This window comes from Nocardia sp. XZ_19_385 (genome assembly GCF_015355755.1).
Taxonomy (GTDB): Bacteria; Actinomycetota; Actinomycetes; order Mycobacteriales; family Mycobacteriaceae; genus Nocardia.
The window spans coordinates 82,710-107,550 of record NZ_JACVEE010000003.1; the positions used below are offsets into that span (position 1 = coordinate 82,710).

The 24,841-nt window shown below is 65.2% G+C and carries 30 protein-coding genes; 19 read left to right on the forward strand and 11 right to left on the reverse strand.

Going from position 1 to position 24,841, the window contains the following annotated elements:
* Positions 1 to 910: 910 nt before the first annotated feature.
* The gene (locus tag IBX22_RS23905) at positions 911 to 1,378 is read left to right on the forward strand and encodes a hypothetical protein (RefSeq protein ID WP_194817960.1); all 468 of its coding nucleotides are present in this window, start codon (positions 911 to 913) and stop codon (positions 1,376 to 1,378) included.
* A 36-nt stretch (positions 1,379 to 1,414) separates the two neighbouring features.
* A complete protein-coding gene (locus tag IBX22_RS23910) occupies positions 1,415 to 1,870 on the forward strand; it encodes a DUF4254 domain-containing protein (protein ID WP_194817961.1) in 456 nt (151 codons plus the stop codon).
* Between the two features lie 11 nt (positions 1,871 to 1,881).
* On the opposite strand, the gene IBX22_RS37560 is transcribed toward IBX22_RS23910, so the two are convergent.
* Complete coding sequence (locus IBX22_RS37560) at positions 1,882 to 2,160, reverse strand: hypothetical protein (RefSeq protein WP_228539365.1); 279 nt, start codon at positions 2,158 to 2,160, stop codon at positions 1,882 to 1,884.
* Here IBX22_RS37560 and IBX22_RS37565 point away from each other — a divergent pair.
* From IBX22_RS37565 to IBX22_RS23950, 9 genes are all read left to right on the forward strand, one after another.
* Entirely contained in the window at positions 2,159 to 2,314 is a 156-nt protein-coding gene (locus IBX22_RS37565) for a hypothetical protein (RefSeq protein WP_228539366.1), read from the forward strand. The genes IBX22_RS37560 and IBX22_RS37565 overlap by 2 nt on opposite strands.
* Positions 2,315 to 2,512: 198 nt before the next feature.
* Complete coding sequence (locus IBX22_RS23920) at positions 2,513 to 2,851, forward strand: hypothetical protein (protein WP_194817962.1); 339 nt, start codon at positions 2,513 to 2,515, stop codon at positions 2,849 to 2,851.
* The gene (locus IBX22_RS23925) at positions 2,851 to 3,036 is read left to right on the forward strand and encodes a hypothetical protein (RefSeq protein ID WP_194817963.1); all 186 of its coding nucleotides are present in this window, start codon (positions 2,851 to 2,853) and stop codon (positions 3,034 to 3,036) included. Before IBX22_RS23920 ends, IBX22_RS23925 begins: the two co-directional genes overlap by 1 nt.
* Positions 3,037 to 3,379: 343 nt before the next feature.
* Positions 3,380 to 4,000 carry a hypothetical protein gene (locus IBX22_RS23930; RefSeq protein WP_194817964.1) on the forward strand — a complete coding sequence of 207 codons (621 nt, stop codon included), beginning with the start codon at positions 3,380 to 3,382 and terminating at the stop codon, positions 3,998 to 4,000.
* Positions 4,001 to 4,176: 176 nt separating this feature from the next.
* On the forward strand, positions 4,177 to 4,674 hold the full coding sequence (locus IBX22_RS23935; RefSeq protein WP_194817965.1) for an HIT family protein: 498 nt from the start codon (positions 4,177 to 4,179) through the stop codon (positions 4,672 to 4,674).
* A 140-nt stretch (positions 4,675 to 4,814) separates the two neighbouring features.
* Positions 4,815 to 5,297: an NUDIX hydrolase gene (locus IBX22_RS23940; RefSeq protein ID WP_228539368.1), complete on the forward strand. Its 483-nt coding sequence runs from the start codon at positions 4,815 to 4,817 to the stop codon at positions 5,295 to 5,297.
* A gap of 25 nt (positions 5,298 to 5,322) precedes the next feature.
* Positions 5,323 to 5,763, forward strand: coding sequence for an NUDIX domain-containing protein (locus IBX22_RS23945; RefSeq protein ID WP_194817967.1), 441 nt, complete (start codon positions 5,323 to 5,325; stop codon positions 5,761 to 5,763).
* Between the two features lie 786 nt (positions 5,764 to 6,549).
* Positions 6,550 to 6,684, forward strand: coding sequence for a hypothetical protein (locus tag IBX22_RS37985; protein ID WP_255526490.1), 135 nt, complete (start codon positions 6,550 to 6,552; stop codon positions 6,682 to 6,684).
* Between the two features lie 315 nt (positions 6,685 to 6,999).
* Positions 7,000 to 7,290, forward strand: coding sequence for a hypothetical protein (locus tag IBX22_RS23950; protein ID WP_194817968.1), 291 nt, complete (start codon positions 7,000 to 7,002; stop codon positions 7,288 to 7,290).
* Between the two features lie 58 nt (positions 7,291 to 7,348).
* Here the strand turns inward: IBX22_RS23950 and IBX22_RS23955 are convergent, their stop codons facing one another.
* Positions 7,349 to 7,618: a helix-turn-helix transcriptional regulator gene (locus IBX22_RS23955; RefSeq protein WP_228539541.1), complete on the reverse strand. Its 270-nt coding sequence runs from the start codon at positions 7,616 to 7,618 to the stop codon at positions 7,349 to 7,351.
* Positions 7,619 to 7,792: 174 nt separating this feature from the next.
* On the opposite strand from IBX22_RS23955, the gene IBX22_RS23960 reads away from it, so the two are divergent.
* From IBX22_RS23960 to IBX22_RS23980, 5 genes are all read left to right on the forward strand, one after another.
* Positions 7,793 to 8,044, forward strand: a complete 252-nt coding sequence (locus IBX22_RS23960) for a hypothetical protein (protein WP_194817970.1) — start codon at positions 7,793 to 7,795, stop codon at positions 8,042 to 8,044.
* A gap of 192 nt (positions 8,045 to 8,236) precedes the next feature.
* Positions 8,237 to 8,467: a hypothetical protein gene (locus IBX22_RS23965; protein ID WP_194817971.1), complete on the forward strand. Its 231-nt coding sequence runs from the start codon at positions 8,237 to 8,239 to the stop codon at positions 8,465 to 8,467.
* A complete protein-coding gene (locus IBX22_RS23970; protein ID WP_194817972.1) occupies positions 8,464 to 9,027 on the forward strand; it encodes an RNA polymerase sigma factor in 564 nt (187 codons plus the stop codon). Before IBX22_RS23965 ends, IBX22_RS23970 begins: the two co-directional genes overlap by 4 nt.
* On the forward strand, positions 9,024 to 10,016 hold the full coding sequence (locus IBX22_RS23975) for a hypothetical protein (RefSeq protein WP_194817973.1): 993 nt from the start codon (positions 9,024 to 9,026) through the stop codon (positions 10,014 to 10,016). Before IBX22_RS23970 ends, IBX22_RS23975 begins: the two co-directional genes overlap by 4 nt.
* A gap of 154 nt (positions 10,017 to 10,170) precedes the next feature.
* Positions 10,171 to 10,371 (forward strand): hypothetical protein, encoded by a 201-nt coding sequence (locus IBX22_RS23980; RefSeq protein ID WP_194817974.1) that lies wholly within the window; start codon positions 10,171 to 10,173, stop codon positions 10,369 to 10,371.
* Positions 10,372 to 10,443: 72 nt separating this feature from the next.
* Here the strand turns inward: IBX22_RS23980 and IBX22_RS23985 are convergent, their stop codons facing one another.
* Positions 10,444 to 11,001 (reverse strand): hypothetical protein, encoded by a 558-nt coding sequence (locus IBX22_RS23985; RefSeq protein ID WP_194817975.1) that lies wholly within the window; start codon positions 10,999 to 11,001, stop codon positions 10,444 to 10,446.
* A 182-nt stretch (positions 11,002 to 11,183) separates the two neighbouring features.
* On the opposite strand from IBX22_RS23985, the gene IBX22_RS23990 reads away from it, so the two are divergent.
* On the forward strand, positions 11,184 to 11,387 hold the full coding sequence (locus IBX22_RS23990; RefSeq protein WP_194817976.1) for a hypothetical protein: 204 nt from the start codon (positions 11,184 to 11,186) through the stop codon (positions 11,385 to 11,387).
* 111 nt (positions 11,388 to 11,498) lie between these two features.
* Here the strand turns inward: IBX22_RS23990 and IBX22_RS23995 are convergent, their stop codons facing one another.
* Positions 11,499 to 11,708 (reverse strand): hypothetical protein, encoded by a 210-nt coding sequence (locus IBX22_RS23995; RefSeq protein WP_194817977.1) that lies wholly within the window; start codon positions 11,706 to 11,708, stop codon positions 11,499 to 11,501.
* Positions 11,709 to 12,465: 757 nt separating this feature from the next.
* Here IBX22_RS23995 and IBX22_RS24000 point away from each other — a divergent pair.
* Positions 12,466 to 12,951, forward strand: coding sequence for a hypothetical protein (locus IBX22_RS24000; RefSeq protein ID WP_194817978.1), 486 nt, complete (start codon positions 12,466 to 12,468; stop codon positions 12,949 to 12,951).
* Positions 12,952 to 13,227: 276 nt separating this feature from the next.
* Positions 13,228 to 13,668 carry a hypothetical protein gene (locus IBX22_RS24005; RefSeq protein ID WP_194817979.1) on the forward strand — a complete coding sequence of 147 codons (441 nt, stop codon included), beginning with the start codon at positions 13,228 to 13,230 and terminating at the stop codon, positions 13,666 to 13,668.
* Positions 13,669 to 13,872: 204 nt separating this feature from the next.
* On the opposite strand, the gene IBX22_RS24010 is transcribed toward IBX22_RS24005, so the two are convergent.
* The 7 genes from IBX22_RS24010 to IBX22_RS24040 form a co-directional block, all read right to left on the reverse strand.
* On the reverse strand, positions 13,873 to 14,157 hold the full coding sequence (locus IBX22_RS24010; RefSeq protein ID WP_194817980.1) for a hypothetical protein: 285 nt from the start codon (positions 14,155 to 14,157) through the stop codon (positions 13,873 to 13,875).
* A gap of 522 nt (positions 14,158 to 14,679) precedes the next feature.
* Positions 14,680 to 20,625 (reverse strand): MobF family relaxase, encoded by a 5,946-nt coding sequence (mobF, locus tag IBX22_RS24015; RefSeq protein ID WP_194817981.1) that lies wholly within the window; start codon positions 20,623 to 20,625, stop codon positions 14,680 to 14,682.
* A 378-nt stretch (positions 20,626 to 21,003) separates the two neighbouring features.
* Positions 21,004 to 21,423 carry an SLOG family protein gene (locus tag IBX22_RS24020; protein ID WP_309234766.1) on the reverse strand — a complete coding sequence of 140 codons (420 nt, stop codon included), beginning with the start codon at positions 21,421 to 21,423 and terminating at the stop codon, positions 21,004 to 21,006.
* Between the two features lie 73 nt (positions 21,424 to 21,496).
* Positions 21,497 to 22,966: a hypothetical protein gene (locus tag IBX22_RS24025; RefSeq protein ID WP_194817982.1), complete on the reverse strand. Its 1,470-nt coding sequence runs from the start codon at positions 22,964 to 22,966 to the stop codon at positions 21,497 to 21,499.
* 345 nt (positions 22,967 to 23,311) lie between these two features.
* On the reverse strand, positions 23,312 to 23,776 hold the full coding sequence (locus IBX22_RS24030; protein WP_194817983.1) for a hypothetical protein: 465 nt from the start codon (positions 23,774 to 23,776) through the stop codon (positions 23,312 to 23,314).
* Positions 23,773 to 24,234 (reverse strand): hypothetical protein, encoded by a 462-nt coding sequence (locus IBX22_RS24035; RefSeq protein WP_194817984.1) that lies wholly within the window; start codon positions 24,232 to 24,234, stop codon positions 23,773 to 23,775. Before IBX22_RS24035 ends, IBX22_RS24030 begins: the two co-directional genes overlap by 4 nt.
* Positions 24,235 to 24,312: 78 nt before the next feature.
* Positions 24,313 to 24,840 (reverse strand): single-stranded DNA-binding protein, encoded by a 528-nt coding sequence (locus IBX22_RS24040; RefSeq protein ID WP_194817985.1) that lies wholly within the window; start codon positions 24,838 to 24,840, stop codon positions 24,313 to 24,315.
* Position 24,841: the final 1 nt, after the last annotated feature.

The following is a 24,841-nucleotide window of genomic DNA, read 5'->3' on the forward strand; positions in this document are numbered from 1 at the left end:
CCGAGCATTTCAGGGACCGACGAGCATCCCAGACCTGCTCACACCCTTGCCAAAGAGTTATTTCGGCGACCTAACACGGGAGGTCCAATGTCGAACTCTGCACTACCGCTACACATTCCAGATCAGCTGGGAGCACCTGCCTATTTTGAATTGTCGGTGGAGGCGCTCTACGCACTCCGGGAGGGCATACGCCAATGGGTGGCCGCCGACGCGGACAAGGTGACTGGTTCAAAGATTGGCACTCGATCAGTGGATGTACCTGCGGCGCGGGCACTTACCCGGGCCGAAGCCGTGGCTGCGCTACGAGCCACCGAGAAGACGGCAGATGGTGAGCTTCGTGTGGCACCGACTTGCCGTTCGGTCTGGCTGATCGGTCGGGCTGGAAAGGACATGGTCTGCAATGTTTGAAAGCTGCCATAGCCCAGAGGAAGTCGCCTATGTCTACACCCATCGGCACGGGCTGCCGGCCACGGTGGTTGACCGCCGAGTGTGTTACCTCACGACCTCGAATCTCGGTGCGGTAGTGATGCCACCCGAGCTCGGCCGGCGTGTATGGACTGCGATCGACCAGAGCTACCCGACGCTGATCATCCACCATGTCCAACCCGATCGGGTCTCGCGGCCATGGGTTTTCGTGGTCGGACCGAATTGCGGACTCGCTCGCAGTCGTGCGGTCGCTGCGCTCAAACAGCGCGGCGGATCGGTCGTGGGCGCAGGCCGATACCGCCGCTGGCGGACGACTGCCCGGAAACACGCTGCAGCCCAATGGAACTGCGGCAGGACAACGGACACCGAAGCCGAGGCTCAGGGGGCGTTGCGTGATGCGCAAGCAGTTGCCGGGTTCGCGCTCCGTGTACCGACCACGAAAACCGCTGGCTGACCAGCAATCAACCCGGAGAGGAGGACCGCGATGCTCGCGACATGCCACAGCCCACGAGAAGTGGCCTACGTGTACAACCGGCGATACCGGATCCCCGCCGAGCTGTTCCACCACCAGGCTTTCTACCTGACCGGGGACGCCCTCGGTGCGATCGAAATGCCCCACGAGCTCGGCAAACGAGTGTGGAGCGCGATCGACCGCCGGTTTGCCACGCCGATCATCCGCCACGCCCGCGCAGGTTCCCCGTGGATCTACGTCGTCGGCCCCAATCAGGGACACGTCCGCAGCCGCGCGCTGGCGGCGCTGAAAAGCCAAGAGGGGCGGGTCGTCCCGGCCCGCACCCGAGTGTGGCTGCCGATGTCGGACCATCAGACCGGATGGACGTGGCACTCGCAGCCCTCACGCGAAGAAGATGCGGTGCCTTCCCGCACCCGGCTGCTGCACACAGTGCTCAATATCGTTGACCCTGACCCGGTTTCGGTGCGAACGGTGCGGTGATCGCCGATGTGCGCAGCGCTTGCCTCCGTAGGGCCAATGCAGGCAGTGGCCCCCGACACCCTGTTGTCGTTCCCCTCCGAGGACGGACTCCTGTCTGCGATCCGCGGGCACCATGTCGGCGAGCACCGGCTGTGCCAACTCGCTCGCGACCTCGGCCGCCTGCACGACCAGCTGCGGCGGAGCCCCCGGAACCTCGAATTACGTTGCACCCGATGCGAACTCATCGACGCGATCGATGTGTGGGTGGCGCATCGGCTGCCGAGGCCGCATCCGCAGGCCAGGCTGCACACCGAGGGAATGGGTGCGGTGATCGATCGGGTCGCCGCCGCGCAGGTGCGGGCCTGGGACCTGGTGCTGACGGCGGACCTGACCGAACCGGAGGTCCATGCCGCCTGGTATCGCCTCGCCGAGCTCGTCGACGGATACACCGACCTGACCACCGAAGTCCTCGCCCGCTCGCGGCGTCTGCCGACCGTGGGGGATCTGCGGTGACCGTGATCGCGCTACCGGACAGGGACTCGATGCTCGCCGCCTGCCGGGGATTCCCGATGATCGTGGACGATCTGATCCTGGAGGCAGTGGGTGAGTTGACCGAGCTGCACCGTTGCCGCGAACACCTCGTCCCCATGAGTCGGGTGGCGAAGCTCGATCGGCGGCGCGCGCAGTTGATCCGGATGATCGACCGCTGGGTGAGCCTGACGGCCCCCATCCCATTTCCCGCCGCCCGCATGGCCACCCACACCGTGGGCGAGGTCGTCGACCGGCTGGCCGAGTACAACCATGCGCGCACATATCGCGTTGGCGTCCGGCCCCGATGCAGTCTTTCACGACGCGTGCGAGCTGCTCAGCGACTTCGCCGTCGGCTACCAAGACCTCATCGACGAGGTCCATGCCGGCACTCGAAGGCTGCCCACCTTCCCCATGGATTGGTGGTGACACGCCATCTCACCGGCGGGCAGCCCGAAGAGGTTCCGCCGTCCTTTGACGAAATCTATTGCTGTAGTTAGGGGTTCGATGCACCACGTTGCCACCAGCCAGTCCGCCTCGACAGCTCAACAGCCGTCATTCATGGACGCGGCCGCGAATCAGCCGATATTCACCCGTGCCCAACCCTTTTGGTGGCGTGGCCGAGTCGTGAGATCCGCCTCGGCCATTGCCTACATCCGCAGCGACGTCTCCGGCACCAGTCTGGAATGGGACAAGGTCCACACCCGGAAACTCATCGAGGACTGGGGCTACATCCCTGCGCGCTTGGTGGTTGTCGAGGCGAGCGTGGATTACCCGATGCTGCGGCTGCGCAACCTCGCCCGCAACTTGACCAAGGTCTACGGAGTCAAGATCGGGGCGGTGTTCACACCGGATCTCGGCCACCTCCACCAGAGCGTGCGGCCGGTGCTCGACTGGTGCGAGGAGGTCGTCACCGTGGAGGACGAGCGGGCTTACCGCTGGGGGCAGATGGCGGGGGCTGCGTGATGCCCTGGTGGCAGCTGGCCTTCGTCGTGGCCGTGACCGGGGTGTTCGCTGGCACGCTCACAGCCATGGCATGGCTGGTCCACCAGAGCCCAACCGAGGACGGCACCGATTCCGGCGTGGCCGCCGCCGAGATCCTTTCGCGCCTCGAACCCGAGTACAACCACCACGACCCGAGGAAGGTTTGATTTCGTGCCGTTTTCTCACGAGGCGCCACCGAAGTGGCGCCACTTCACGGACTTGGAGATCCTGCCGTGCCTGGCTCAACACCCAGCCTGCCTACCGGCCGAGGGCGGGAGCACGCCGGAGTCGTGTGGTGCCAAATGGTGGCTGCTGGCGCTAAGAGATGCCCGCGGGCTGGACTTCCCCATCCCTAATGCAGACAACGATCCCAACTCCGCCCCAGCCGACCATGCGGCCGCGGGCGGTGAGGACCGATGACGCGACATGGCTAGATCGCAGTCACCTGGCAACCGGGCTTATCGCCGCCACGGTCAACCACGATCAGCCGGTCGCGGGCTGGGGAGATCCGTGCCGGGGATCCGCTACCCGCCCCGTTCGGAGATCGACCGGATCCTGCCGATCCTCATGGCCAAACGAATCTTCGCGCGCGTGGAAGAGCCGCCGGAGCTGAAACTGGTGCACCTGTGGGCCTTGGCGTCCGACGACACCGCCGACCAACACCTGGCTTGGCTCCCGGTCGATCTCGACGTCGCCGCCGACGGACCGTCCCCGATACTGCGGGCTGCTGAGCAATTGTCGCTACAGAGTCCCACCCGGCTGTGGGGGTTCGGTTTGGCGTACTGCTCTGTGGGCGAACTCTTCCTCGGGCCCGAGGGACCGCCGCAGGATGCGGTACATGCCGCCTACGAAGGTCGGCTGCGCGAACGCCACACCGCTGATGACATCTGTGCGGCAACCATTTTCGATGCACGCGGGCGCGCGTTCAACTGCGCCATCTACACCCACATGCCCGAACTCGGCCCGACGAACTGGGACGACAACACGCTGAAAGCCGCCAAACAGACACAAACCTGGATCAGGCACTTCCACCTCGGCGTCATCTCGGCACACGTGTGGGTCGCCGCCCTGGCCCTGGATCCAGACCGAAACCGAAACCTTTTGAAGCGGCTCATCCAACACACCTCGTGACGGTCGGCCCATGCCCAAACCCGCAGTGGTGCTGGCCCTTTCGGCAACCGCGGGCAGATAGCTCGCCTGTCGGGCGACAAGCACCATGCCAACTCCGTACCTTGCCGACGGCCAGATCAAAGCCCACGGAACGCCGAATCTGGTGCAGAACAATCTCCCCTGGATCGAACCCTCGCATGTCAGCCATCTGGAACATCCGGCCGCCGCGCTCCCAATCCGATAGGAACGAAGTGAATAGCCACCAGCACAACGGGAACGCCGGCACTCGGGGCTCAGCTGGTAGACCATCATGTTTGTTCTGCCGCCTGAACGACCCGGTAGAGAACAAGGTGATCAGAGTGCATGGCTTGATGTATGCCCGCTGGGACAACTTCCCCGCGGCTCGCGGGCACATCGAGATCGTCCCGCGCCGTCACATCTGCTCCTACTTCGAGATGACCAGACGCGAGAACGCCGACCTCTACCACCTGGCGGGACTCATGAAGACCCAGCTGGATACCGAATACGGCCCCGACGCATACACCCTCGGGATCAATGACGGGATTGCTGCCGGGCAGACGGTCGCGCACCTCCACATGCACCTCATCCCGCGCTGGTACGGCGATGTCCCCAACCCCGAGGGCGGGATCCGCCAGATCTTCCCTGGCTGCGATCCCCGCAGCTGGTCCTCATGAAGACCCTCACGCCCCAAAGTCAATGTCGTACCCCTGCGTTAGGGTCTGCCGCTATGAAGCCCGCCACAGCGACGGTCGCTGAAATCGTCAGGTGTATCACGCCTCTGGATGCTCTGGAGCAGCAGCATCTGGATGAGACGATGGCGTGGCTAGACGCTACCGACGACATCTTCCGCCGCGCTAAACCTGCCACCCCGTCACCGCATTTGGTGGCCTATGTGGTGCTGGTCGACCCGGTCGGGCGCGCGGTGTTCCTCGGCCGCCACCTCAACGCTGGCTTGTGGCTACCGACCGGCGGCCACGTCGAACCGGGCGAACACCCCGCTGAGGCTGCGCGGCGAGAAGCTGTGGAGGAGTTGGGGATCGACCCCGATTTCAGTGTCACCGGCGCCGACCCGCTGATGCTGACCGTGACCACCACCGTCGGTCGTAATGCCGGACATGTCGATGTTTCGCTCTGGTACACGATCCGGGGCGACCGCACCCGTGACTACCCGCTCGACGCAGCCGAGTTCGGTGCGGGGCGGTGGTGGGACATCGATAAATACGCAGTGCCACAGTCGGATCCACACTTCAGCCGATTCTTGACCAAGCTCGACGCAGCACTCCCACCCACCGCATGACTAGCTCCGGAATGGAGATCGTCGCATGACCGATCGGTATCGCAGCATCGTTGATGTCCATGTCGTCCTGTGGCGCAATGGTTTGGTTCTGCTTGGGGAGAGGGCGAACACGACCTTCGGTAACGGATGCCTGAACTTGCCGAGCGGCCATCTCGAGGAGGGCGAGTCCGTCGTGGACGGTGCGGTTCGGGAAGCGAAGGAAGAAGTCGGAATCACCATCGCACCTGCGGATTTGCGGTTCGCGCATGTTATGCACCATCACAGCGAATCCGGTGGAGGGCGGATCGGATTCTTCTTCGAGGCGCTCCGCTGGGAGGGGGAGCCGGTAAACATGGAGCCAGAAAAATGCGCCGGCCTGGTATGGGTCGATCCAAAGAAACTGCCGCCCAACACGATTCCGTATCAGGAAGCAGGCGTGGTGAACTGTCATCAGGGACAGGCATTCGCCCTCGACGGCTGGGATTGATTAAGTTCGCCACCGCTGCCGTGGGACCACCGTGTTGCCAGTGGCGGGACCACGGACAGCAGGTGATCCGCCGAGAACATGTTCCAGATCTGCGGGGCGGGCAGATCACTGCGACGGCAGCAGATCGTCCGGAAATGCCGTTGCGACACGAAGTCGCACGATGCGAGTGAACTCGCAGATAGGAGGGCCGAATCTGAATTCGGCTGTGTGAGTTCCGGGCTCGTGCTCGATGCCCGGCCCCGCTCTGACGTGCGTTGCTGGTAACGGCAGGGTGCGAAGCTCAGGGAAACGCCGGAGGGTTCTCGTTCCATCCGAGGGCCACGGGCAAGGGGCAGGCCGGACGGGTGAATTGCGTGAACCTTTGTTGATGTCTCGTAAAGCGGACCCTGTTCGATGGATTGTGGTTGGCAGGGGGCAGGGACCGGCCGTTGCAAGGCGGCAGGCGCCGGTCGAGGACGGCACTCGACCGGGAGAGCACCGCCGTCCCCGGGATATAGAAGGCACCCTCCCCGGTCGTATCTCGCGCGTGTGGAACGTGGTAACCCCGCCGGGGTCCGGACGAAAGTTCGATGTCCGGTAGGCCGACTGTGAGGAAAGCTGAACTCCCCGAGCGGGATTGGGATGGCCCGAGAAGCGAATGCCGGTGGCCGAAAGGCAACGGGAAACCACGACGGTAGTCACTGGCCCCTCCGCTGGTGCGTGGTGGATAACCGACCGGATACCGGACCCTGTGTCCGGACCCGAAAGGGTGCTTACGCGGGCCAGGTGAGCCTGTGAAGGAAAAGGGTGGTCAAGACGCTGGAACCGACGGGCAAGTTAGACGCCGGATATCCGGTGAACGGACCAGAGGGCAACGTCTTCGATTGCGCCGCTGCAGGATTGGTGGACAGTCAGGACGTGTACGGCGACGACGGCACCTGACCTTCACGGGCTTGCTTGAGCCGGATGCATGGAAATCGTGCACGTCCGGTTCTGAGGGGGGCCGGGCGCAGTAATGCGCTCGGCCTACCCGGCATGTGCGTCCATCCGTTCAAGGACGCTGTCCAGCAAAGGGTCAACCCGACTTGTTGAACACCTCGCTTGTTCGACACGATTTCTGGACGCTGTCTGACTTCGGTCGTCACGAGGTGACGCGATCGGCCATGGCCAGTGTTCAACAAAACGAAGAACGTTTTACGAACACCACGGATCGTGTCGCTAGGCCTGCGGTCGCAGTACGGCTTCTAGCGTCGTGGCATGGAAGAACCTTCTCTCGGCAGGTACGTCCGCATCGCTATCGAGTTCATGACCATGTACATGGCAGCCGATGACCAGCCATCAATCGAGGAGGCGGCGGAGCATATCAAGAGCCGTCTAACCGGCCCCGACGCGGTAGACCCCGAGGCCGTGATCGTGGGACAACTTCTGCTCGGTCAGGCGCTCCTGATTGACTTGGCCCAGGGTTGCGGCGTGACTACGTCAGAAGGCTACCGAGCTTTCGCGGGGGAATGGTTGCGCGAGCACGCCCCCTTCTTGGGGGACCTGTAGCGCAGCATGGCGATCACCCGTCGACGGGATCGTTTTCGAACGCGTATCTGGGCCGACACTAGAGGTCTTCGAGCTCGATCAGGCCATCCTGCAAAGCGCGAGCGACCAGCGCCGCCTTCGTGTTCGCACTGCGCCCGACGGCAGCGTACTTGCCCCGAATTCGGGTGATGTGGGTGTTCAGCGTTCCTATCGACATGTAGAGCTGGTTGGCAACCTGGGTCTTCGAATCGCTGGCGATCCAGGAGGTCAAGACCTCGATCTCGCGCGCCGACAACGCCGGCCGTGTCCATGCGGTCTGCGCGGCCTCCTGCGCCTTCTTCGCCATCATCACGGCGTGCTCCACTCCGGTCGGCGGACTGATCCACGGGCAGGTCGTTGCCTCGTATGTATTGGGGTGTCTCGCTGATTCTGTCATGCTCTGTGTCGTTCGAACAACTGTCATTCAAACGTATGACATTGAACCGCCGACCTGGCTGGTCGCTACCGCTGTTGATGGAGCGTTATGGCACCCCCTACAGGCCCGACTCCCGCCGCCGCGGCCACGCCGCCCACCCACCTCAAAGCTCTATGGGTGCTCGTCTGCGCGTTGTCCGCCGTCGTGGTCGCCCTGGTGGCCGGGATCATCCTGGTCTGCCTCGGCACGCCAGTGCACTCCGCGATCTGCATCGGGGGCGGTGCTTTCGCTGGAACCCTCGGCCTCGGCCTGGGCATCCTCAACACTCTGTGGCCCAAGAACGGCAACGACGGCGGATAGCACACCCGCGGGCGGCTAACTCGCCTGGCGGTACATCGGGATCGATCGTTTCCGAACATCAACCAACGGCGTCTGGAAGGCCAGGGGCGCTTCGAATCGCTGGATTCGAAAACTATTTGCGGCACCGAGTGCACGAACAGATCGGCCGCGGTCTCTTCCCTGCAGCACCCCAAGTTGAGGGAGATAAAGAAGATGAGCGTGGAACTCGCTGGCCTGATAACTGCCCTGGCCGGGAATGCTTTGGCGGTCGTGGGCCTAGGGCTGCGGTTGCGATGGAAAGCTGTGCGGCAGAAGGAATGCCGACTGCAGATGGTCGAACTGGCCCAAGTGCTTCCTGAACACAGCACCGCGGAGTCGCAGGACGGACCCGGTGGCCTTCATATCAAGATGACGGTGGGCCGAGCAACGGAGCGCGACAGATGACAGACGAACCCGACCGGACAGGTGCCGACGTACGCGCCCCCGCGCACCTGCCACCTTCGCTGACTACCGAACTCGAGCTGATCTACCGGGAAGAGTTCAGCGCCTTCTACCGGGGCTTCATCGACAAGCTGGTCGGATTCCTCATCTTGCAGGGCGCGCGGCAAGGCGATGCGGCCGAGGTCGCACAAGAGACCATGATCAAACTCTGGCGCAAATGGGGTGATGTCGAGTCACCGGCGGCGTGGACACGAAGAGTGGCCAGCCGGGCGATGGCCCGCCGCATCGGCGATATCGAAGAAGATCCGATCGCTGAACTGGAGCACTCGGCTCTGCTGCCAGCGAAGTCCGACATCGATGAATGGGTGGAGCGCAACGACTACTACGAGGCATTGGCCCAGTTACCGCCGCGCCAGCGACAGCTCATGGTCTGGTGCCGGGAGGGGTACGAACCCACCGAAATCGCCGAGCAGCTGCAGATGAACCCGGCGACAGTGCGATCCAATCTTCGAAAAGCCCGGCGCACCCTGATGGGAACTTTAGGCAGGGGAACACAGCGATGAACGACAACCACACCCTCGACCTCGAATTGTCGAGCCGCCGCGAGCAGTTCTACGCGGAACTGGGCACCAAACTCGACGTGGAGGCAGGACTCGCTGAAGTGCTTCTCTCCGAACGCCACAGCGAGTTCTCCAAGGAGCTGCGCACCAAGCTCGACGTGGAGGCAGGACTCGCCGCTATCGTCCCGCCGGCACCGCCGACGACTGCAGAAGCAGAGCCGAAGGGCTCGATCGGTTGGGCCAGAGCACAGCTGACGGTGATGCCACTGCAGGACAGGCTGACGCTGCGCGCGTACTACGCGCCGACACTGGGAACTCTTTCGCGGGCCGTGCTGCGCCTAAAAGCCCGCGAAATTGAAAGAGACTTCCAGGACTGGGTGCGGCAGGTGCTATTGGGTCAAACGCCGTTGCCCAGCCAGTGGGGCACCCGCCTCCAGCGGAACGTAATCGACGAAATCGCGCAGGTCCTCCAGATATCTCCGGAGACCTTCTCCCGCCCTGTCACAGGCGTCGATATCGTCTTCCACGACACGGGCATGCAGCGCAATGGCCGTGTCAATCGAAACCCCCAGGAGGAAGACCTGGTGGTGCAGCGGCGGGAGTTGAACGCTTCTCCAGATGGTGTGAGTGAAGCGCAGCGCTGGATCGACGGAGTTGTCGAAGGTGTCGACGAGAAGACCTGGGAAATCGTCGAGGTGGCTGCCGCGCCACCGACTGCACGCTGGGAAATGGTGCTCAGCCGCATCCTGAAACAGCTTGCCGGGCACCTCGAAACGCTGGAACAGCAACTGAATGATTTCACCGGTGTCGATCTGCGCAATGTGGATCTGGCCGGGGTTCCGCTCGAAGGGCTGCGGTGGTCCATCGAGTCCACCCGCTGGCCCGAGGACTGGGTCGAACAGATCAAACACGACTCCATCGAGGTTGGGGATGGCATCTACGAGATCTACTACGGAAGCCACACCCCGTCCAACCAGACCGCCTCGGTATGAGGATCTCGAACGCCTCGCTGATCGGAACACTCTTTGTCGCCCATGGGCGACAAAGAGTGTTCGTTGCGCGACTCTCGCCGGTTGAGCTGACGGAGGCTCGCCGTGAGTAGGACGCTCTGGGGCAACCACATTGGCCGCTATCCAGTGCTCGCGGATGACCAACTGGCGCGTCGAGATCGCCAAACTGGCCGACGTCACGGCCCTGCAAGCTCTCGAAGCCACTCGGCGCTTGGTCAACCTGCTTACCGGCCGACGCTGGGCAACGATGCAGGCCGCGCGCGCGGCCGGCGCCAGCTGGTCGGAGATCGGCACCGGACGACGTCGTCCTGCAAGGAACGCCCGGCGGCCGACCTAGATCGGCTTACTCGACCGTAGACAGCACGGGCGCAACAACTCTCGGTCGCGGCCTTCGCCCTTGTCGGCGTGCTTAGCGTCGTCGGGCGAGCTGGAGAGGGGTCGGTGAAGGCGCTTTCCATTCAGGGAAGTACCGGTCGACGTGGTGGAACCAGTTGGTGAAGGCGCGATGTTCTTGCAGGCGAGCGGCTTGGTGCTCTCGGGCTTTTGGGTCTTTTATCTGCGCGAGGATCCAGTTCTCGCGGACGACGTGATCTTCCGCAGCTTGATAGCGCCGCCGCAGTTCGCGGACTGTGATCTTCTCTTTGTCCGACATCGGCAATCGCGCGAAGACCGCGATACGCCCCGGCCGCTCGATGTGCCGGACCTCTATCCGGCCGCGGTCCTGCAATGACCACGCGGCCCGCCGGAACGCGACCTGGACACTGCGAGAATCCCGGTAGCTGTAGAGGCCCAGATTTTGACCGAATTCCTCGCCGTAGCTGCCTGCATATTCAGGATTCGGCCAGGGAGCTGGGCGGTCGTAGGTGAAGAAGGCAAGTGAATGCCACAGGTCAGGCAGATCTTCGCAGCGAATCAGCCACAGTCGTCGGATGATCTCGCGTTGACGTGGACCCAGTCCTCTGCCCATGCACCCAAATCTAAGTGTTGCCTGTCAGTTTGTAAGCGCTATTCGGTCTCACGAAGACTTGATCTCAAGCCAGATCGAGCATCGCAGATCCTCACCTGGCCAACCGAAAAGAAGACCCTGAGCCGCTACCAACGACTCAGGGTCTAACGCCTCAACTCCCTCGCCGGGGACAGGAGACAAGAATGACAGTACCGGGACAGACATCCGGGAACGAACCCAATAATGGCAAGTCAGGCCGCCACTGGCGGCGCTTCGCCGCTGGCATGCTCGTGGCGGGCGGGATCGCATTGCCCGTCGTCATGTTCGGCGGGTGGGAGGCCGGCGCCATCGTCTTCGGTGGCGTCCTCACTGTCGCCCCGAGAGGACGTCACGACGGCGCGCAGTAAGCGCTGATTCGGTTCCGGCCGCCGGTAGAGCCACCTCTTCGTTCTATCGGCGGCCGGGGCTGTCGGCATCGGCAATGCTCAGCGAAGGTGTCCGCGACGTAGCGGAGCAAATCAGGCGTCGACGCCGTAGATGCTGCACCCGTGCTCGGAGTGGTTCCGGTATTCCACCAGCTGCCAGAAGCCGGGGGAGTAGATCCGGTTGCCGTAGGTTTCGCTCCGCACCTTCAGCACCCCGGAGGAGTAGATCGTGAAGCTGTCGTTATCGCCGAACTCGAGCCCTGCGGGAGACGCGTCTTCGGAGGTGTGAACGGTGAACGCCATGTAGCCGATTATGAAGGCGCCCACCGCCATACGGCGTCGATATGACGGTGCGCGGTGCTCGCGAGCAACGACATGTCGTTCCACGTTCCCAGTGGCTGGAGCCGAGGCGAGCGCCGAAAGTGCTTGGGAAGCAGTAGTTCTACCAGTGCATTACATCGGCAGCCGACGTCGAAATGCCGTGATGCGGAGATGCCGCGATGCAGCTATCGAGTGTGCATCTGCTGCGACTTTTCGGAAATTCCGGAAAAGGTGCCATCGTTACGAAATTCCTTGCAGCTCAGGGGGTTCGCAGCCAAGAAACCATCTCTGACCAGCTTGAATGCCTTTGTTGACGCGATAGTGTTGTGCCGCTATGCTTCTCGGCCATCGGGGACTCCTGTGCCCCTGAGCCCCCAGTCCTACGGCTGGGGCTTTGTCGTATCCAGATTCGAAAGGCCCTCGGCGGTGCGCCGGGGGCCTTTTGGCGTTTTCAGGAGGTTTCTTTGTTGGTCGATTCCGCATCCCCGGTGCTGGCGGGCAGTGTGTGGACCGTGTTCTGGGTTCAGTTACCGGTGCTGGTGCTGGCCGTGGCTGTCATCATCGTGGCTACCACGGCGTTGCGTCGGGCCCGCCCCGAAGACGTGCCTCGGGTGTTCGAAGCCTTTGCGACCGCGTTCGGTCGTCGTCGCCGGGACCAAGGGCGCACCGCGCGCCGTCGACCGGACGCCGGGCAGGGGAGGCCACGATGAGTCGCCGTAGATCGCGAAATTCTGACGCATTGGCCGATCGTGTGGCCGACAGCTTTCTACCCGGAGATATGCGTCGTGCATTGACCGAACTCGCCCCGAGCGAGGAATCCTTCATCCGGCATCTGGTCGAGGGGATGGCCTCGGACCCCGAGGAATTCTCCAAACCGGCCTTGATCCGGTATGTGCATCGCGGTCTTTCTCGGCTTCGGCACCACCCGGAACACGGGGCTGCCCTGCTGGCCTACTACGGCCGGGCGCTGACGGAGCCTGGACATTGTCGTGCGTGCAACCGCGAGTTGGGTGCGCGCTGTGGGCCTGGCCGGCGGCCGCAGTACTGCAGCAACCGCTGCAAGCAGTTGGCCTATCGCAATCGCAAACGCGCGCAGCGGCTACTGGATACCGATACGGAGCCACGCCTCGACCGCAGCGATCCGGCAGAGTTCGACTTCATCGCCGTCAAGGCCGACGGCGACGACCTCTTTGTCGAGGTCCGCTACCGCAAGAGGGAGCCGTGAGAAAGCCGGTACGGCCCGCATGACACAACATGTCGTGCTGGATGGCCCTGTCAGCCACCAGGAGTAGTGTTCACGTGAGATCACACAGGTGATCCGAAAACGCCGAAACCCTGCTGAAGGGTTGCTCCAACAGGGTCACGGGTGTCTTGCTACGGACTTCCCCGATCCTACGACGGCAGTCGCGCTTCGCGGTCAGGCTGACGTTGTTGGTATCCCCGTTTGTGCATGGTTTCCGGCCCTAACCGGCCCGTTCGCGGGCCATGAGAGGTTGGCAACATGCCTCCTGATCTGAACAAAATGGCTGATCGGTTCGGCCAGTTCCGCAAGGTTTTCAACGCCCCGACCATCGGGCAGCAACCCGTCCAGCAGGTGCTTGGTTCTCAGCTGGCCGGCTTGATGGATGCGGCGGGGATGAACCCGCTCGACCCGTCGTCAGCGTTGAATCTCCTGGACCCGAATCTGGGCAACGAACAGGCCCGGAATCCAGGGATGGTGTTGTTCGGCCGGTACATTCTGTCGATCACGGTGCTTCAAGGCAGGGGCGCGTCGGTGGGCCAGGTCCGCGAGATGCTCGCGCCGCTGGCGGAACGCTTAGAAGGCCTGGCTCGCGCCTGGTCGTCCGGTTCGGCCGACGCCGAGGAGCTGGAGAAGCTGAACGAGGAGAGCCGCGAACTCGCTGAAGAGGCCCGCGGTCTCGCGAACGGCCGGGCCGTCTGACGGCCTAATTAGCCGACTCTGGCCGCCGGTAACGATCACTTATCGGCGGTCAGGAATCAGCTCAATTCGACGCTGCGGCAAGGCCATACGCACGTGTCGGCGCACCGGAGGACGCTGACGAGACCCGCCAGAACCGTGTCGACGCTGCTCGATTGATTTCCGGATACCGGCGGAATGACGAGCATTGCCGCCGGTGCGGTGTCGTTAAGGAACGGTGAGGACTTGGACCGGTGTGCCCAGGGGTGCGCCGTTGCTGGTGGTGGTGAATTCGAAGTTGCCGCTGCAGCCTTGGATTGTGTAGTTGCCGTTGATGTTGCGGAGTTGGCCGAGCACGTCACCGGTTCCCGGCAGCCGGTTGGGTGCGTTGGCCAGCCGGATCGCGCGGGTCGCGGTGAGCACGGCGTCGTGGGTCAGGCAGGTGTAGGCGTCGGCCTCGGCCAACAGACCCGGAGCTTCAAGAATTTTGCCAGGGAGTTCACGCTCGGTCACCTCCACCGCACTGAACACAAAACGGTGAAGAAACAGAGAGGCGATGAGCGTAGCGGCGATCTTGCTGGTGCTGGCGATCGGAGGATTTCTCGCGCAGCTGGTGCAGGCGGGCCTTGCAGCCTGCAACTGCGCGTGCAGCGTCGAGAAGGCACACTCGAATCAAACGGTCCAGCCGAAGCGTCGGCGGCCGACAGCGTAGGGGAGGTCGCGGATCGCGATGACGATTTACGCCACTGAACGGTCGCTGACCAGCTCCGTCACCCCCGAATACGCCTACCGCGCCGACAATTCGGGAATCTGGAAGCTGAGCTGGCTATCTGACAGATCGCTGAACCGTATGCAGGCCTTGGCTGGCATGGAGCTCGATGAACTACTCAGCAGCCTCGACCTCGTAGACGATGAGGATGCATACCGGCACATCGCCGATCACGCAGCTTCCCTCGGTATGGACTGGTGGGACGTGGTAGTTCGCAGGGGCACGGGGTTGTCCGCGGCATGTGCCGACACCGTTGGAGGCGGGTGTCACAGACCGAGGTCGTGATCGGGGTCGCGGATATCGACCTGGGTGTCTACGTCATCGGCGGGTTCGATGCGGTGCTCGGCGACGTGCTGGCGCATTGTGTGTTCCCGGTCGGTCTGCTCAGGAGAGAGCTGGGTGCGGCGCTGTCGCTCGTTCTCGAGCTCGTCGAGCTGGCGTTGGAACTCGGTCAAGCGCGTGCTGTGCGGGTCGTCCGGTGCACGAGAAGCCCGACCTGATGCGGGGACTGGGGTAAGTGGTTGTTGCTGCGCATCCAGTATCTGCTGCCATTGTTGTCGCGGACCGGCGATCAGTTCGGCGTCGCGGCATGCGTTGCGGGCTGCGGATCGAGCCTCATTGCGGGTGCAGATGGTCGCTGCGTGGTTGCGTTGAGCCTCTGCGATTTGAGTCGTCAGGTCTCGGCGTTGACCACGCCGACGTCCGGGTGTGTCGTCGAGTTCGGCACGCAGGCCGGCCAGATCGGACTCGGCACTCCTGTGTGCGCGTTCGGCGGACCGATAGGCCGCCTCGGCCTCGATCGCCTGGGTGACGAGGTCTTGCTGCCTTTGCCGACGCACACGCTCCTCGGCTGGGTCGGGCACTGGCTCGGTGTAGGGAGCGAAGAGGAATTCGTCGGTGCCCGACATCGCGATCCGATGCGCGAGGTCGTCGATAGCCTGGCGCAGTTCGGAATCGCTGAGCCGGCCGAGCTCGTCGAGGACGGGATCGGGTTCCGGGAACGGGTTTCGGGTGACCCAGTCTTTGATCCTGGCGCGGGTGACGGGGCTGCCGATACGCCAGTCTCGTTGCAGCAGTGCACGTGTTTCGGCGGGGGTATGGATGGCGGCGATGTGATCGCAGCGGGCGCGGATGATCTCGGCGGGGTCGTGGTCGGGGATACCGGGCATGTTTTCGGCGCGGCATTCCCCGCACAGTCCGTCGTCACTGCGCGGCCGGATGCGTGTGGGATTGTCGACCTCGGGGCGTTCGAGCCCGCACGAAACACACGGCAACGTTCGGCTCTCGGCGAGCGCGGTGCGGTCGTAATCGAGGCTGTAGCCGCCTGCGTCGCAGTGCAGATCACGCTCGAGATCGGGTGCGCTGTTGCGGTAATGGTGGGTAAAGCCCGCGGGCATCGGCCGTTCGGTGGGCTCGTCATCGACCTCGTGACGGTGTTCGACGTATTCGGAGACCACCGGGGTTGTGTGCTCGTCCTCGGGCGCGGGCTCGGTGCGTGGTGTCGGCGTGAACGTCCGGTTGGGGTTGTCGCGTGCGGCTTCGTGACGGCGGCGGCGCTGGTACCCGGGCTCGGCTGAAGTCGTGTCGGGTTGATAGACCTGCGGGTCCGCGCGGGGTGTGCACGCTTCGATCAGCGCGCGGTGCTCGGGAAACCGGTGGGCCGCGTCGCGCAGATGCGCGCGGGCGACGGGATAGGCGTAGCGGTAGAGGGTTTCGGCGACACGGGTGATGATGTCGCGCTGCTCTGCGGTGGCCGCGGCGGTGAGATCGGCGAACCGCAGACTGGCGGCGCGGATGTGGCCGGCCTGGAAGAGCGCGGCGATCTCGGCGACACTGTGATCGAGACCGATATCCGGGCGGTGCGGTGCGCGATGGGATAGATCGGGCGGCGGTTCCGGCGGGGGGTCGGGCTCGGGTTCGCCTGCCGTTGGGGCATCGGACTTCTGCATCGTTGTGGGCTCGCTTTCGGTGGGGATGTCGTATTCGGCTGCGGTGAAGGGGGATTGGGGGCGTAGAAGGGCATCGACCCTCCAGGCGAGTGCGGCGGTGAGTTGGTCCGGGCGAAGCGCGGCGCCCTGGTTGGATTGCGCGCTGAGGAGCAGCTCGTGTGCGGTGGCCAGCAGATCGCGCGGGTCCCAGCCAGCAGCGATTCCGTGGTCGACAACCGCGACCAAGCGCGCCCACCCACGGTCGGCGATGACGCGTTCGGCGCTCTCGGCGCCGAGGACTTCGTGGAGGCTCTCTGTCCAGTCCGGGCGCACATCGATGTGATGGTCGAGGGCGGAGGGGTCCAGTTCCAGACGCGCCCACAGGGCCGCGGCGGGCATGTCATCGGGCAACGGACGCATTTCGGCGGCCTCGGTCAGCCGGGCGGTGATGTCGATTCCAGCGCGATCGGCGAGGTCGATTTTGTCCGCGAGCACAGGCCAGTACGGGTCGGCGGTCAGGCGCGGTTCCAGGGTTCGGGCGAGCGGGGCCCAGCGGTTGACGGGCCGGGTGAGGTCACCGACCGCGTTGCGGACGCGGTCGTCGAGGCGTCGCTGATGGCTTCGTTCGAGAACGGTGTGGCGTGGGGGTCCGGTGGGTCGCAGGTCGCGGTCGTCGAGATGCAGCGAGGCTCGCCACACCGCCAGCTCGGCCAGCAGCGCCGGATCGGCTCCGGCGAGTGGGCGCGCCCAATACGGTGCGGCCGCTGCGGACCATTGCGCAGCGTCGGCACGGATTTGAGCGGCGAGCTCGGCGACGATCCGCGCCCGCGCCCGCAGCGGTGCCAGATCGGCGGCGGTGTCCAGGCCGGCAGGCAGGCCGTGCGCCCACGGCAGCGGCCCTCCGCGGGCGGAGTGGCTGCCGGTCGAGTCGAGCCGCCAATCCAGGACCGCGGCGGCATCGACGGCGCTGTCGAGTTCCCGCTCGGCGGCAGCGACGCCCAACGCGGTGAACGGATCGCGTCCGCGCAGCGCCAGTATCGCCAGGTGCTGGCGAAGAACAGGGTAGGCGGGACAGTCGCTCAAGCCGGGATAGATCGCCTCGGCGGCCTGATCCAGGCGTGTGAGTGTGCCGGTGCCGAGCGCGTTTTCAGCGGCTAGGCCGAGGGTGTCGAGGTAGATGTCGAGGGCGCGTCCGATCCGGCGCACCGGGTCCAGGGCGTCGCGGTGCTCGGTGTGCGCGGACTGCTGGCGGCCCTCACGTCCGAGAATTCGTAACAGGATCTCCACAGCCGTGCGTGGAAACACCGCCGGTTCGGTGTAATAGGCGCCTTCGGCGGCTTCGAGGGCGGTCGGGACATAGAGGTGGTTGGCGTAGATGCCGCGAGTCATCGCGACATAGAGCTGGGGCAAGGTCTCCGCGCCGGTGAGGGCGACGTGGCAGGTATCGGCGGTCACGCCCTGGGCGGAATCGATCGTCGTCGCATACCCCAGCCGCACCTGGGTGCGCACATAATCGCCCGGAAGGCTCACGCTCTGCCCGAGTTCACGCCCGGCTCGTAGGTGCGTCACCTGCAAACTGCCGTCGGCGCCGACCGCGGTGACGATCCAGCGGTAGCCGTTGCGCACCCAATCCCCATCGGGCAGTTGCAGGCGCGGGTTGTTGTGGCGGGTGACGATGGTGTCGCCGACCGAGGCATACAGGTCATCGGCGAGCACGGTTTGCGGCCCGGTGGGTGCGCCGGCGCGGGCGAGGCGATCGGCGCGGGCGCGGCGATTGAGTTCGTCGACGATCGTGTGGATGCGGGCCAGCATGATCGTGTCCCGCCCGCCCAGATAGTCGGCGATCCACCGGGTGTAGGCGTCGTCGTGGACCGTGGCGGCGCTGCCGGAATGGATCCGGCCGTGATCGAGGTAGTAGCCCAGGGCGGCCGGATCGCCCTCGCGCAGCATCAGACTCGCTGATGCCTCGCCATGGGACGCGAAGCGAACAACATGGGACAGGCTCAGCACGGCTTCACCGCTGGCCTCGCTCATGTCGGCGTGCGCGCCACCGGCCTCGATCGAGGACAGCTGACGGGGATCGCCCAGACAGCGGATCGTCGCGTCGCGGGCGGTGAGGAACTGCAACAGCCGCAACCGTTTCCGGTCGCCGATCTTGACGTGCTCGTCGACGATCACCATCGTCGTGTGATCGATCTGGAGCACCCATTGCGGCAAATGGGGCGGTGGCCGATCACCTTGACCAGCAAGGTTTTCGATGCTGGGGGTGTGGCGTTCGAGGACATGCAGGAGCTTGTCGACGGTTTCGACCCGCACTCCGGTGGCGGCGCTGAGTTGGGCGGCGGCCGATGCGGTAGGCGCCAGCCCGAGCACGGTGCCGCCGCTGGCCGCACACGCTTGCGCCAAGACCCGCATCGCGGTGGTCTTGCCGGTGCCGGCTGGAGCCTCCACCGTCGCTATCCGCATCGGCGAGTTCGCAAAACCCTGCACCACCGCGATCTGCCCGGCGTTGAGCTGCTCGCCGGGATTGGCCTGGTTGTAGGCGCGCACCGCCTCGGCGAGGACGTCGGCGGGAATGGTGCGGCCACCGGGGGCCACGGCGAGGTCGATGAGCTGCTGGGTGGTGGCCAGGACTTCGGCAGAGGTGTAGACCTGCGATCCCGCACGGACATACACACTCTGAGCGTCATGGCGCGCGAAAGCTGCTGGTGTCGTGCGCAATCCGGGCTCTGCGGTGAGGTCGGGATCCTCGCGCGCGAGCACCTGCGGTGGTGCCAAGGCCGCTGCGACGACGGCTTCGGCGACACGGTGATAGTCACGCAAACGGATCTGGCCGCGCAGTTGTCGTTGCGTTTCCGACCAGATGTGATGGGCCCGCCAGGTCGAGCGCTGCTCGGATACGATGGCCACCACCGCCTGCGCGGTGCGCGCGATCCACGCCTCATCGGCGATCGGGCGAGGCCGCCGCAGCGGGTTCAGCGCTGCGGAAACCATGTTCGCCAGCACCGTTCGCCCACCCAGCACCGTGACCGCTTCGGCGCGCCAATCGGCGCGTTCCTGTGCCCGTGAGCGCGAATGCTGTTTGGCTGGACGGGTTTCCAGGGTGGCGCGTTCGGCCAGATCCCACACCTCGCCGGTGGTGGGTTCGCGTGCGAACGTGCGCTGGAACTCCACGGTGAGCTGCCCGAGGCGGGCGGTGATCGCGCTGTCGCGCTTGGACCAGTGCTCACACAGCTCAGCCGAAACGCCCACGATTTCCCGGATCGGACGTTTGGACGGGTCCTGCCCGGGACGTTCGGCGAACTCGAGACCCACCATGTCCTCGCCGAACAGCTCCAGAGCGGTGTTGTAGATCTCGGAAGCGGTGACCGCCACCTCGTAGAATCGTGCGCTGTCGAGGGTGCGCCACAACCCGTCCAGGGTACGCACCCGGTTGGCGATGAACACGTGTTCGTGCCAGTCCGGATCACCCGCGCGGCTCTCCCGGTGCAGCCAGCGGCTCGCGACCAGGCCCTCGACGTCGACCTGACGGATCCCGCCGCGACCCAGGCGGGTGTAGGTCGCGTGCTGTTCGATCCAGGCGATCGCGACATCGACCGCGGCCCGGTGCGCGGCCTCCATGCGCTCCGCCACGGCTTTCGGGGCCACCGCCCACAGCGCCGAAAACGATTTCACCGGTGAGAAAGTGAGGTCGTACCCGGCGATCGCGGTCGATTTCGGCCGCGAGTTACGCGCCACCCAGCTCGACAGTTCGCGACTGTCCAACGGTGCGCGATCGTATTGTTCGGTGAACATTTCGGTCGCGACTTCGGTGCGGATCTGCGCGCGAATGTGTTCGGGGAGATCATCATCGGGCTCACCGCCGCCGGCGATGTTGTAGAGCTCGTAGGCTTGCGCGCATCGTTTCCGGTAGGCGGTGCTGTCGGAATAGGTTGGAAATGGTGCACCGAGGCGTGCTTTTTTCTCGGCCGCACGGATCGCGTCTTTGAGCTTGGCCCCCTTGCCGATTTCCTCGTCGATGACGCGTGCTTCGATGTCTTTCGCGTTGGGATGGCGGCCGAGCCCGTACAGCGATTCCATCTGCGCTTCGGTAACTTCGTCACCTGGTGAGAGGTCCAATGCGGCCAGGCCTTTGCCGTACCAGGTGCCGGGGGCTTCGCCGTGGACGGAGTAGTAGTCGGCCAGGCTGGCGCGCCCGCGCGACGACGTATCGTTGGCGGCGACTTTGCGCAGGTAGTACAGGTATCCGTTGCCTGCGACAACTTTGTGCAGTGTCGCGGTCACACATCCATCGGACCGAACTCCAGGCTATTTGTGAATAGATCGGAGTGACAACATCTTTGACGGTTGAGGCAAACATACTGGTCGTTATGTAATCGTTATCCGAGGTGTAAGAGGTCTGCTTGTTGTGAAGGGGCGTGAGGGAGTGTGGGGGTGGGGGTAATGAGTGATTTTGAGCGAGGTGTAGTTGATGGTGAGAGAGTGCGAGGTGAGGGGGAGGTGCGTGTGTTGGGTGTGTGCGAGGGAAATGGTGGAGGTGTTGCAGGGGAGCTTCGGGAGAATTACGGCGAGGCGGGAACTTTCCGGAGTGGCCGTTCAGCGCGGCGGCGGCACAGGGTGCCATCGGTCGTGGGACCGGCGCAGCAAGCGGGGCGCGGCGGGTCAGGGATGGCGGAAGATTCGGGTGGGGATGCCCGCGCTGCGGGCGAGGGAGGCGGTGTGGCTGGCACCGCGTGAGTCGTCGCGGATGAACGCCAGGCAGACATCGGCCCCGAGTTCGACCATCGCCCGGTTGCGCACGTACCCGGCCGCGCGCCCGTGGGTGCGCCAGTCGGCGGGGTGGCGTTCGACGCGGCCACCCCAATGTGACCAGCACGCCTCACAGAGCGCGTCCGCGCCGCGCGGGCACGCCCCGGAAACCAAAATCGTTTCCGGTGACCAGACCTCGGCGAGGGCGGCGCGGATGATGGGCCGATCGATCCACGTGCGTGAGCCGGTGATGAGGATTCGCCGAGCGAGCATGATGCCCCACAGGAGTGCGGGCAGCGGAGGTGGGAGACAGGTCCGCCGCGGGATGGACACCGCGACGGACCTGAGAACAGCAGCGGGCGGGTTACCGGATGTGGTGACCCGCCCTCAGAACAGTCGGTGTAGGTCAGGCCGCGCGGCGTTGACGCGGTGCGGCCTTGTCGAGTTCGAGCCAGACCCAGCATTGGGTGCAGAACCCGTCGGCGTTGTGCACAGGTTTGATCTCGGTGCAGCCCTCACACCGGCCGCGCCGCATCCCTTCGGGCAGTTCCGGTTCGGTACGCCGCCGCGACTGCGACTGCGGCGAGGTAGCCGCGACGGCGGATTCGGCGACAGGCTCGGGTGCGCCGGGCAAGACCGGGTGCGCGGTGAGGAACTGATCGATGATCTCGGTCAGCCACTGCGGTGCGCGGCGGCGGACCTCAGCCAGCAGAGCGCGGGCAGCGGAGGGGTAGTGCTCGGCGTAGAACCGGCAGTAGGTGCGGGCGAGGTCGCGGGCGGTGTAGCGGCCGGTCAAGGCGGGCAGGCCGGGGCGGTCGGCGGCGCGACAGCAGTCGCACAGGCCGTCGTCGCTGAGCATCTGCCCGCCGCGGCTGTGCACGAGATACTGGTCGGCGGTGGGGCGTTCAATGAAGCAGGACACGCACCGCCAACCCGAGACCGGGATCATCGCGCCGTCGAAGTCGTCGCGGGCGTTGCCCTGGAACGGGATCCGGGCGCGGCGGTCGGCACCCTCTGCCAGTTGGGTGCGGGCTCCGGCGTAGTCGAGGGCGTCCTCGGTGGGGATCGGCGCGCTGCCATCCAGGGCGCGATCGCGGTTGTGCTGGTCGGCGACATAGCCGCAGTAGGTGTGTTCCCAACGCTGACGCGCGAGATCGGCGGGCAGCGGCGGCAACTCACCCGGAGTGCGGGGAATCCAGCCCCGGCGCGCGGCGGCCTCGCTGATCAACCCGCGTGCAGTCAGCTCGGCGACGCGCGCTCGAGCCTGAGCCTCCTCACGGGCCTGGGTGTCGACGAAAAGGTGCTCGGCGACGTAGGTGGACACGATCGGCGGCTCGACCGGCGCGGGGCGGCGTCTGCCACGCGCGGCGCTGCGCGCGGCGATCTGGCGCGCAGTCATACGCGATTTGTCGACTTCGCGGCTCGGCGCGGCGGTGAGCCGGGCGGGCGGGTTGCGCCAGGTGCGGATCGACTGGCGTGGCATTTCGGCGGCGAGCAGCGACGCGGTGAGGTTGGCGTGCTCGGCCTCGAGAGTGGTGCCGTTACGGCGCGCGCGTTGCTCGGCGACGAACACCGCATCGGAGCGATCGCGTTGGTAGAGACCGGGATCGCTGTCGGGTACCAGCGCCACGAGTCGCGCCTTCACCGTCTCGTCACCGACGCGGTCGGCTTCGCGCCAGCGTGCCTCCAGACGGCGCAGCACCGATTCGCGTGGATACAGCGTGAACAGCTCCACAAGCTCATCGAGGAAGGCGCGGTCCTCGTCGGTGGCCAGAGCGAGTGCGTCGGGAAACAACTCGACGGCGGTACGGCGGTCGAGGGAGAACATTTCGTGGAGGTCGTCGATGGCGGAGAGGAAGGACTGAGTGTCGGACACGGTGAAGCTCCTGTCTGTGAAGAGAGCTATGCCTGCGGCACCTCGGCGGGCTGGAAGCCGACGCTTTTCACCAAACGCGGGGTGCCGGGCTGGGGTGGGCCCAGCCGAGGGCGACCCGGCCAGGACAGCGCCCGACACGACGCGGGAACGCGCCAAAGCGTGCACACGCGAATCTCCGCGCACACCAACCCAACCGGCACGGTCGTTAGCGACGTCGCGCTGGGAGATTCGTGGGTGCCGGGCGCGGGCCCGTGGCGTGGCGGGTGATGGCCTGGCAGCCCTCGAGCGGCTGGGCCCACCCCAGCCCAGCACCCCGCCCCCGCACCCAACCCCTCGTTCGTGAACTCAGTTCGGGTTGTCGCGCCGATAAGAGATCTCGAACCCGTCACGGCGGAAGGTGACCACCATCCAGCCACCCAGTTCGGCGTATTTGCTGATCTCGTGCTGGAGCTGAATGTCGTCGGTGCCGTCGTGCCCGTCGGAGGTGTCGGTGAGGACCAGGTGCTCCACGAAGTGTCGGCCGCCGATCGGGGTCGAGCCCAACGCCGCCTCGCTGCCTGGACCGAACCCGTGGGCATAGACGCGGAAACTGCCCGCCGCCGGCCGAGCGGGGTCGGCGGGAAGACGCGGCCAGCCGGTCGATATCAGATACACCCCGTCGGCTACGACCAGCAGCAACGTCGGATCGACCGGAACCGTGACTGGACCGGGACTATCGACGAAGATCTTGTTCTCGTCGGCGTCCATCGCATGCCGTGACAGGGGAAGGACTTCGGGCAGGTGGAACCATAGGTCGACGACGTTGCTCACAAGTGCCCCTTCTGATTTCGAGCCGAGTCGGTCTCGGGCCCGGATCGCTGGAAGCCGACCACGATTCCGCGGGGTGAGACCGACAGGGTCATCCACGCCTCGACGCGGGCGTAGGTGCGGATGAGTCGATGCAACGGCACGCGGTCGCTTTCGCTTTCGCTGGTCAGGTCGAGGTAGTCGGCGAAGTCATCGCCGTGCCCGTCCTCGACCGAGCCGAAGTCCACCGAGGCCGCGCGTACGTGCCGGACGCCCCAGCGCGGCGGAACGAGATCCGGCGCGACTTGGCGCGGGTAGCCGTTGCTGAACAGGTACACCCCGTCGTCTCGCGCGAGCACGAGTGCGGGCGGGCAGTGCTGGCCTGGCTCGGTGAAAGGGTTGGCGTGGTAGGGGGAGTTCATCGCGTGTTCGGCCAGCGGTGCGATCTCGCGCACCGGAAACCACAACTGGAGTCTGTTCATCTCAACCTGTTCTGCTCGACAGGGCCGGGTCTCGGCACGAGGGTGTGCCGAGACCCCGACTGCGGGGTAGCGGGTCGGTCAGCTGGCGAGGCGGTCGGTAAACGGGTTAGGCCCGGCGAAGACCGGCACCTCCCACGCCTCGCGCTCCTCACGTGTACCGGCCTCGGTCTCGACCGCGGCGACCGCTGCCGAGATCGGCGCGCGCCCGAAACCGTTGCCGCTGTTGCTGCTTCGGCCGGACTTGCGGTTCACTTTCGCGGTGGCCCAGCGCAGCGAGGGCCCGACCTCGTCGACCTCGAGCTCGAACACGGAGCGCTTCTCGCCCTCGCGGGTTTCATAGGAGCGCTGCTTGAGCCGCCCGGACACGATCACCCGCGCCCCGGCTGGCAGGTCACTGTCGGCGAGGTTCTCGGCCGCCTCGCGCCAGAGGTTGCAGCGAAGGAACAACGGCGCACCGTCTTTCCACCCATTGGTGGCTCGGTCGAAAACCCGTGGAGTGGCCGCGACGGTGAAGCTGGCCACCGCCACCCCGGCTGGGGTGAAACGAAGCTCGGGCGTAGCGGTCAGATTCCCGATGTGGGTAATGACGGTATCGCCGGCGGACATG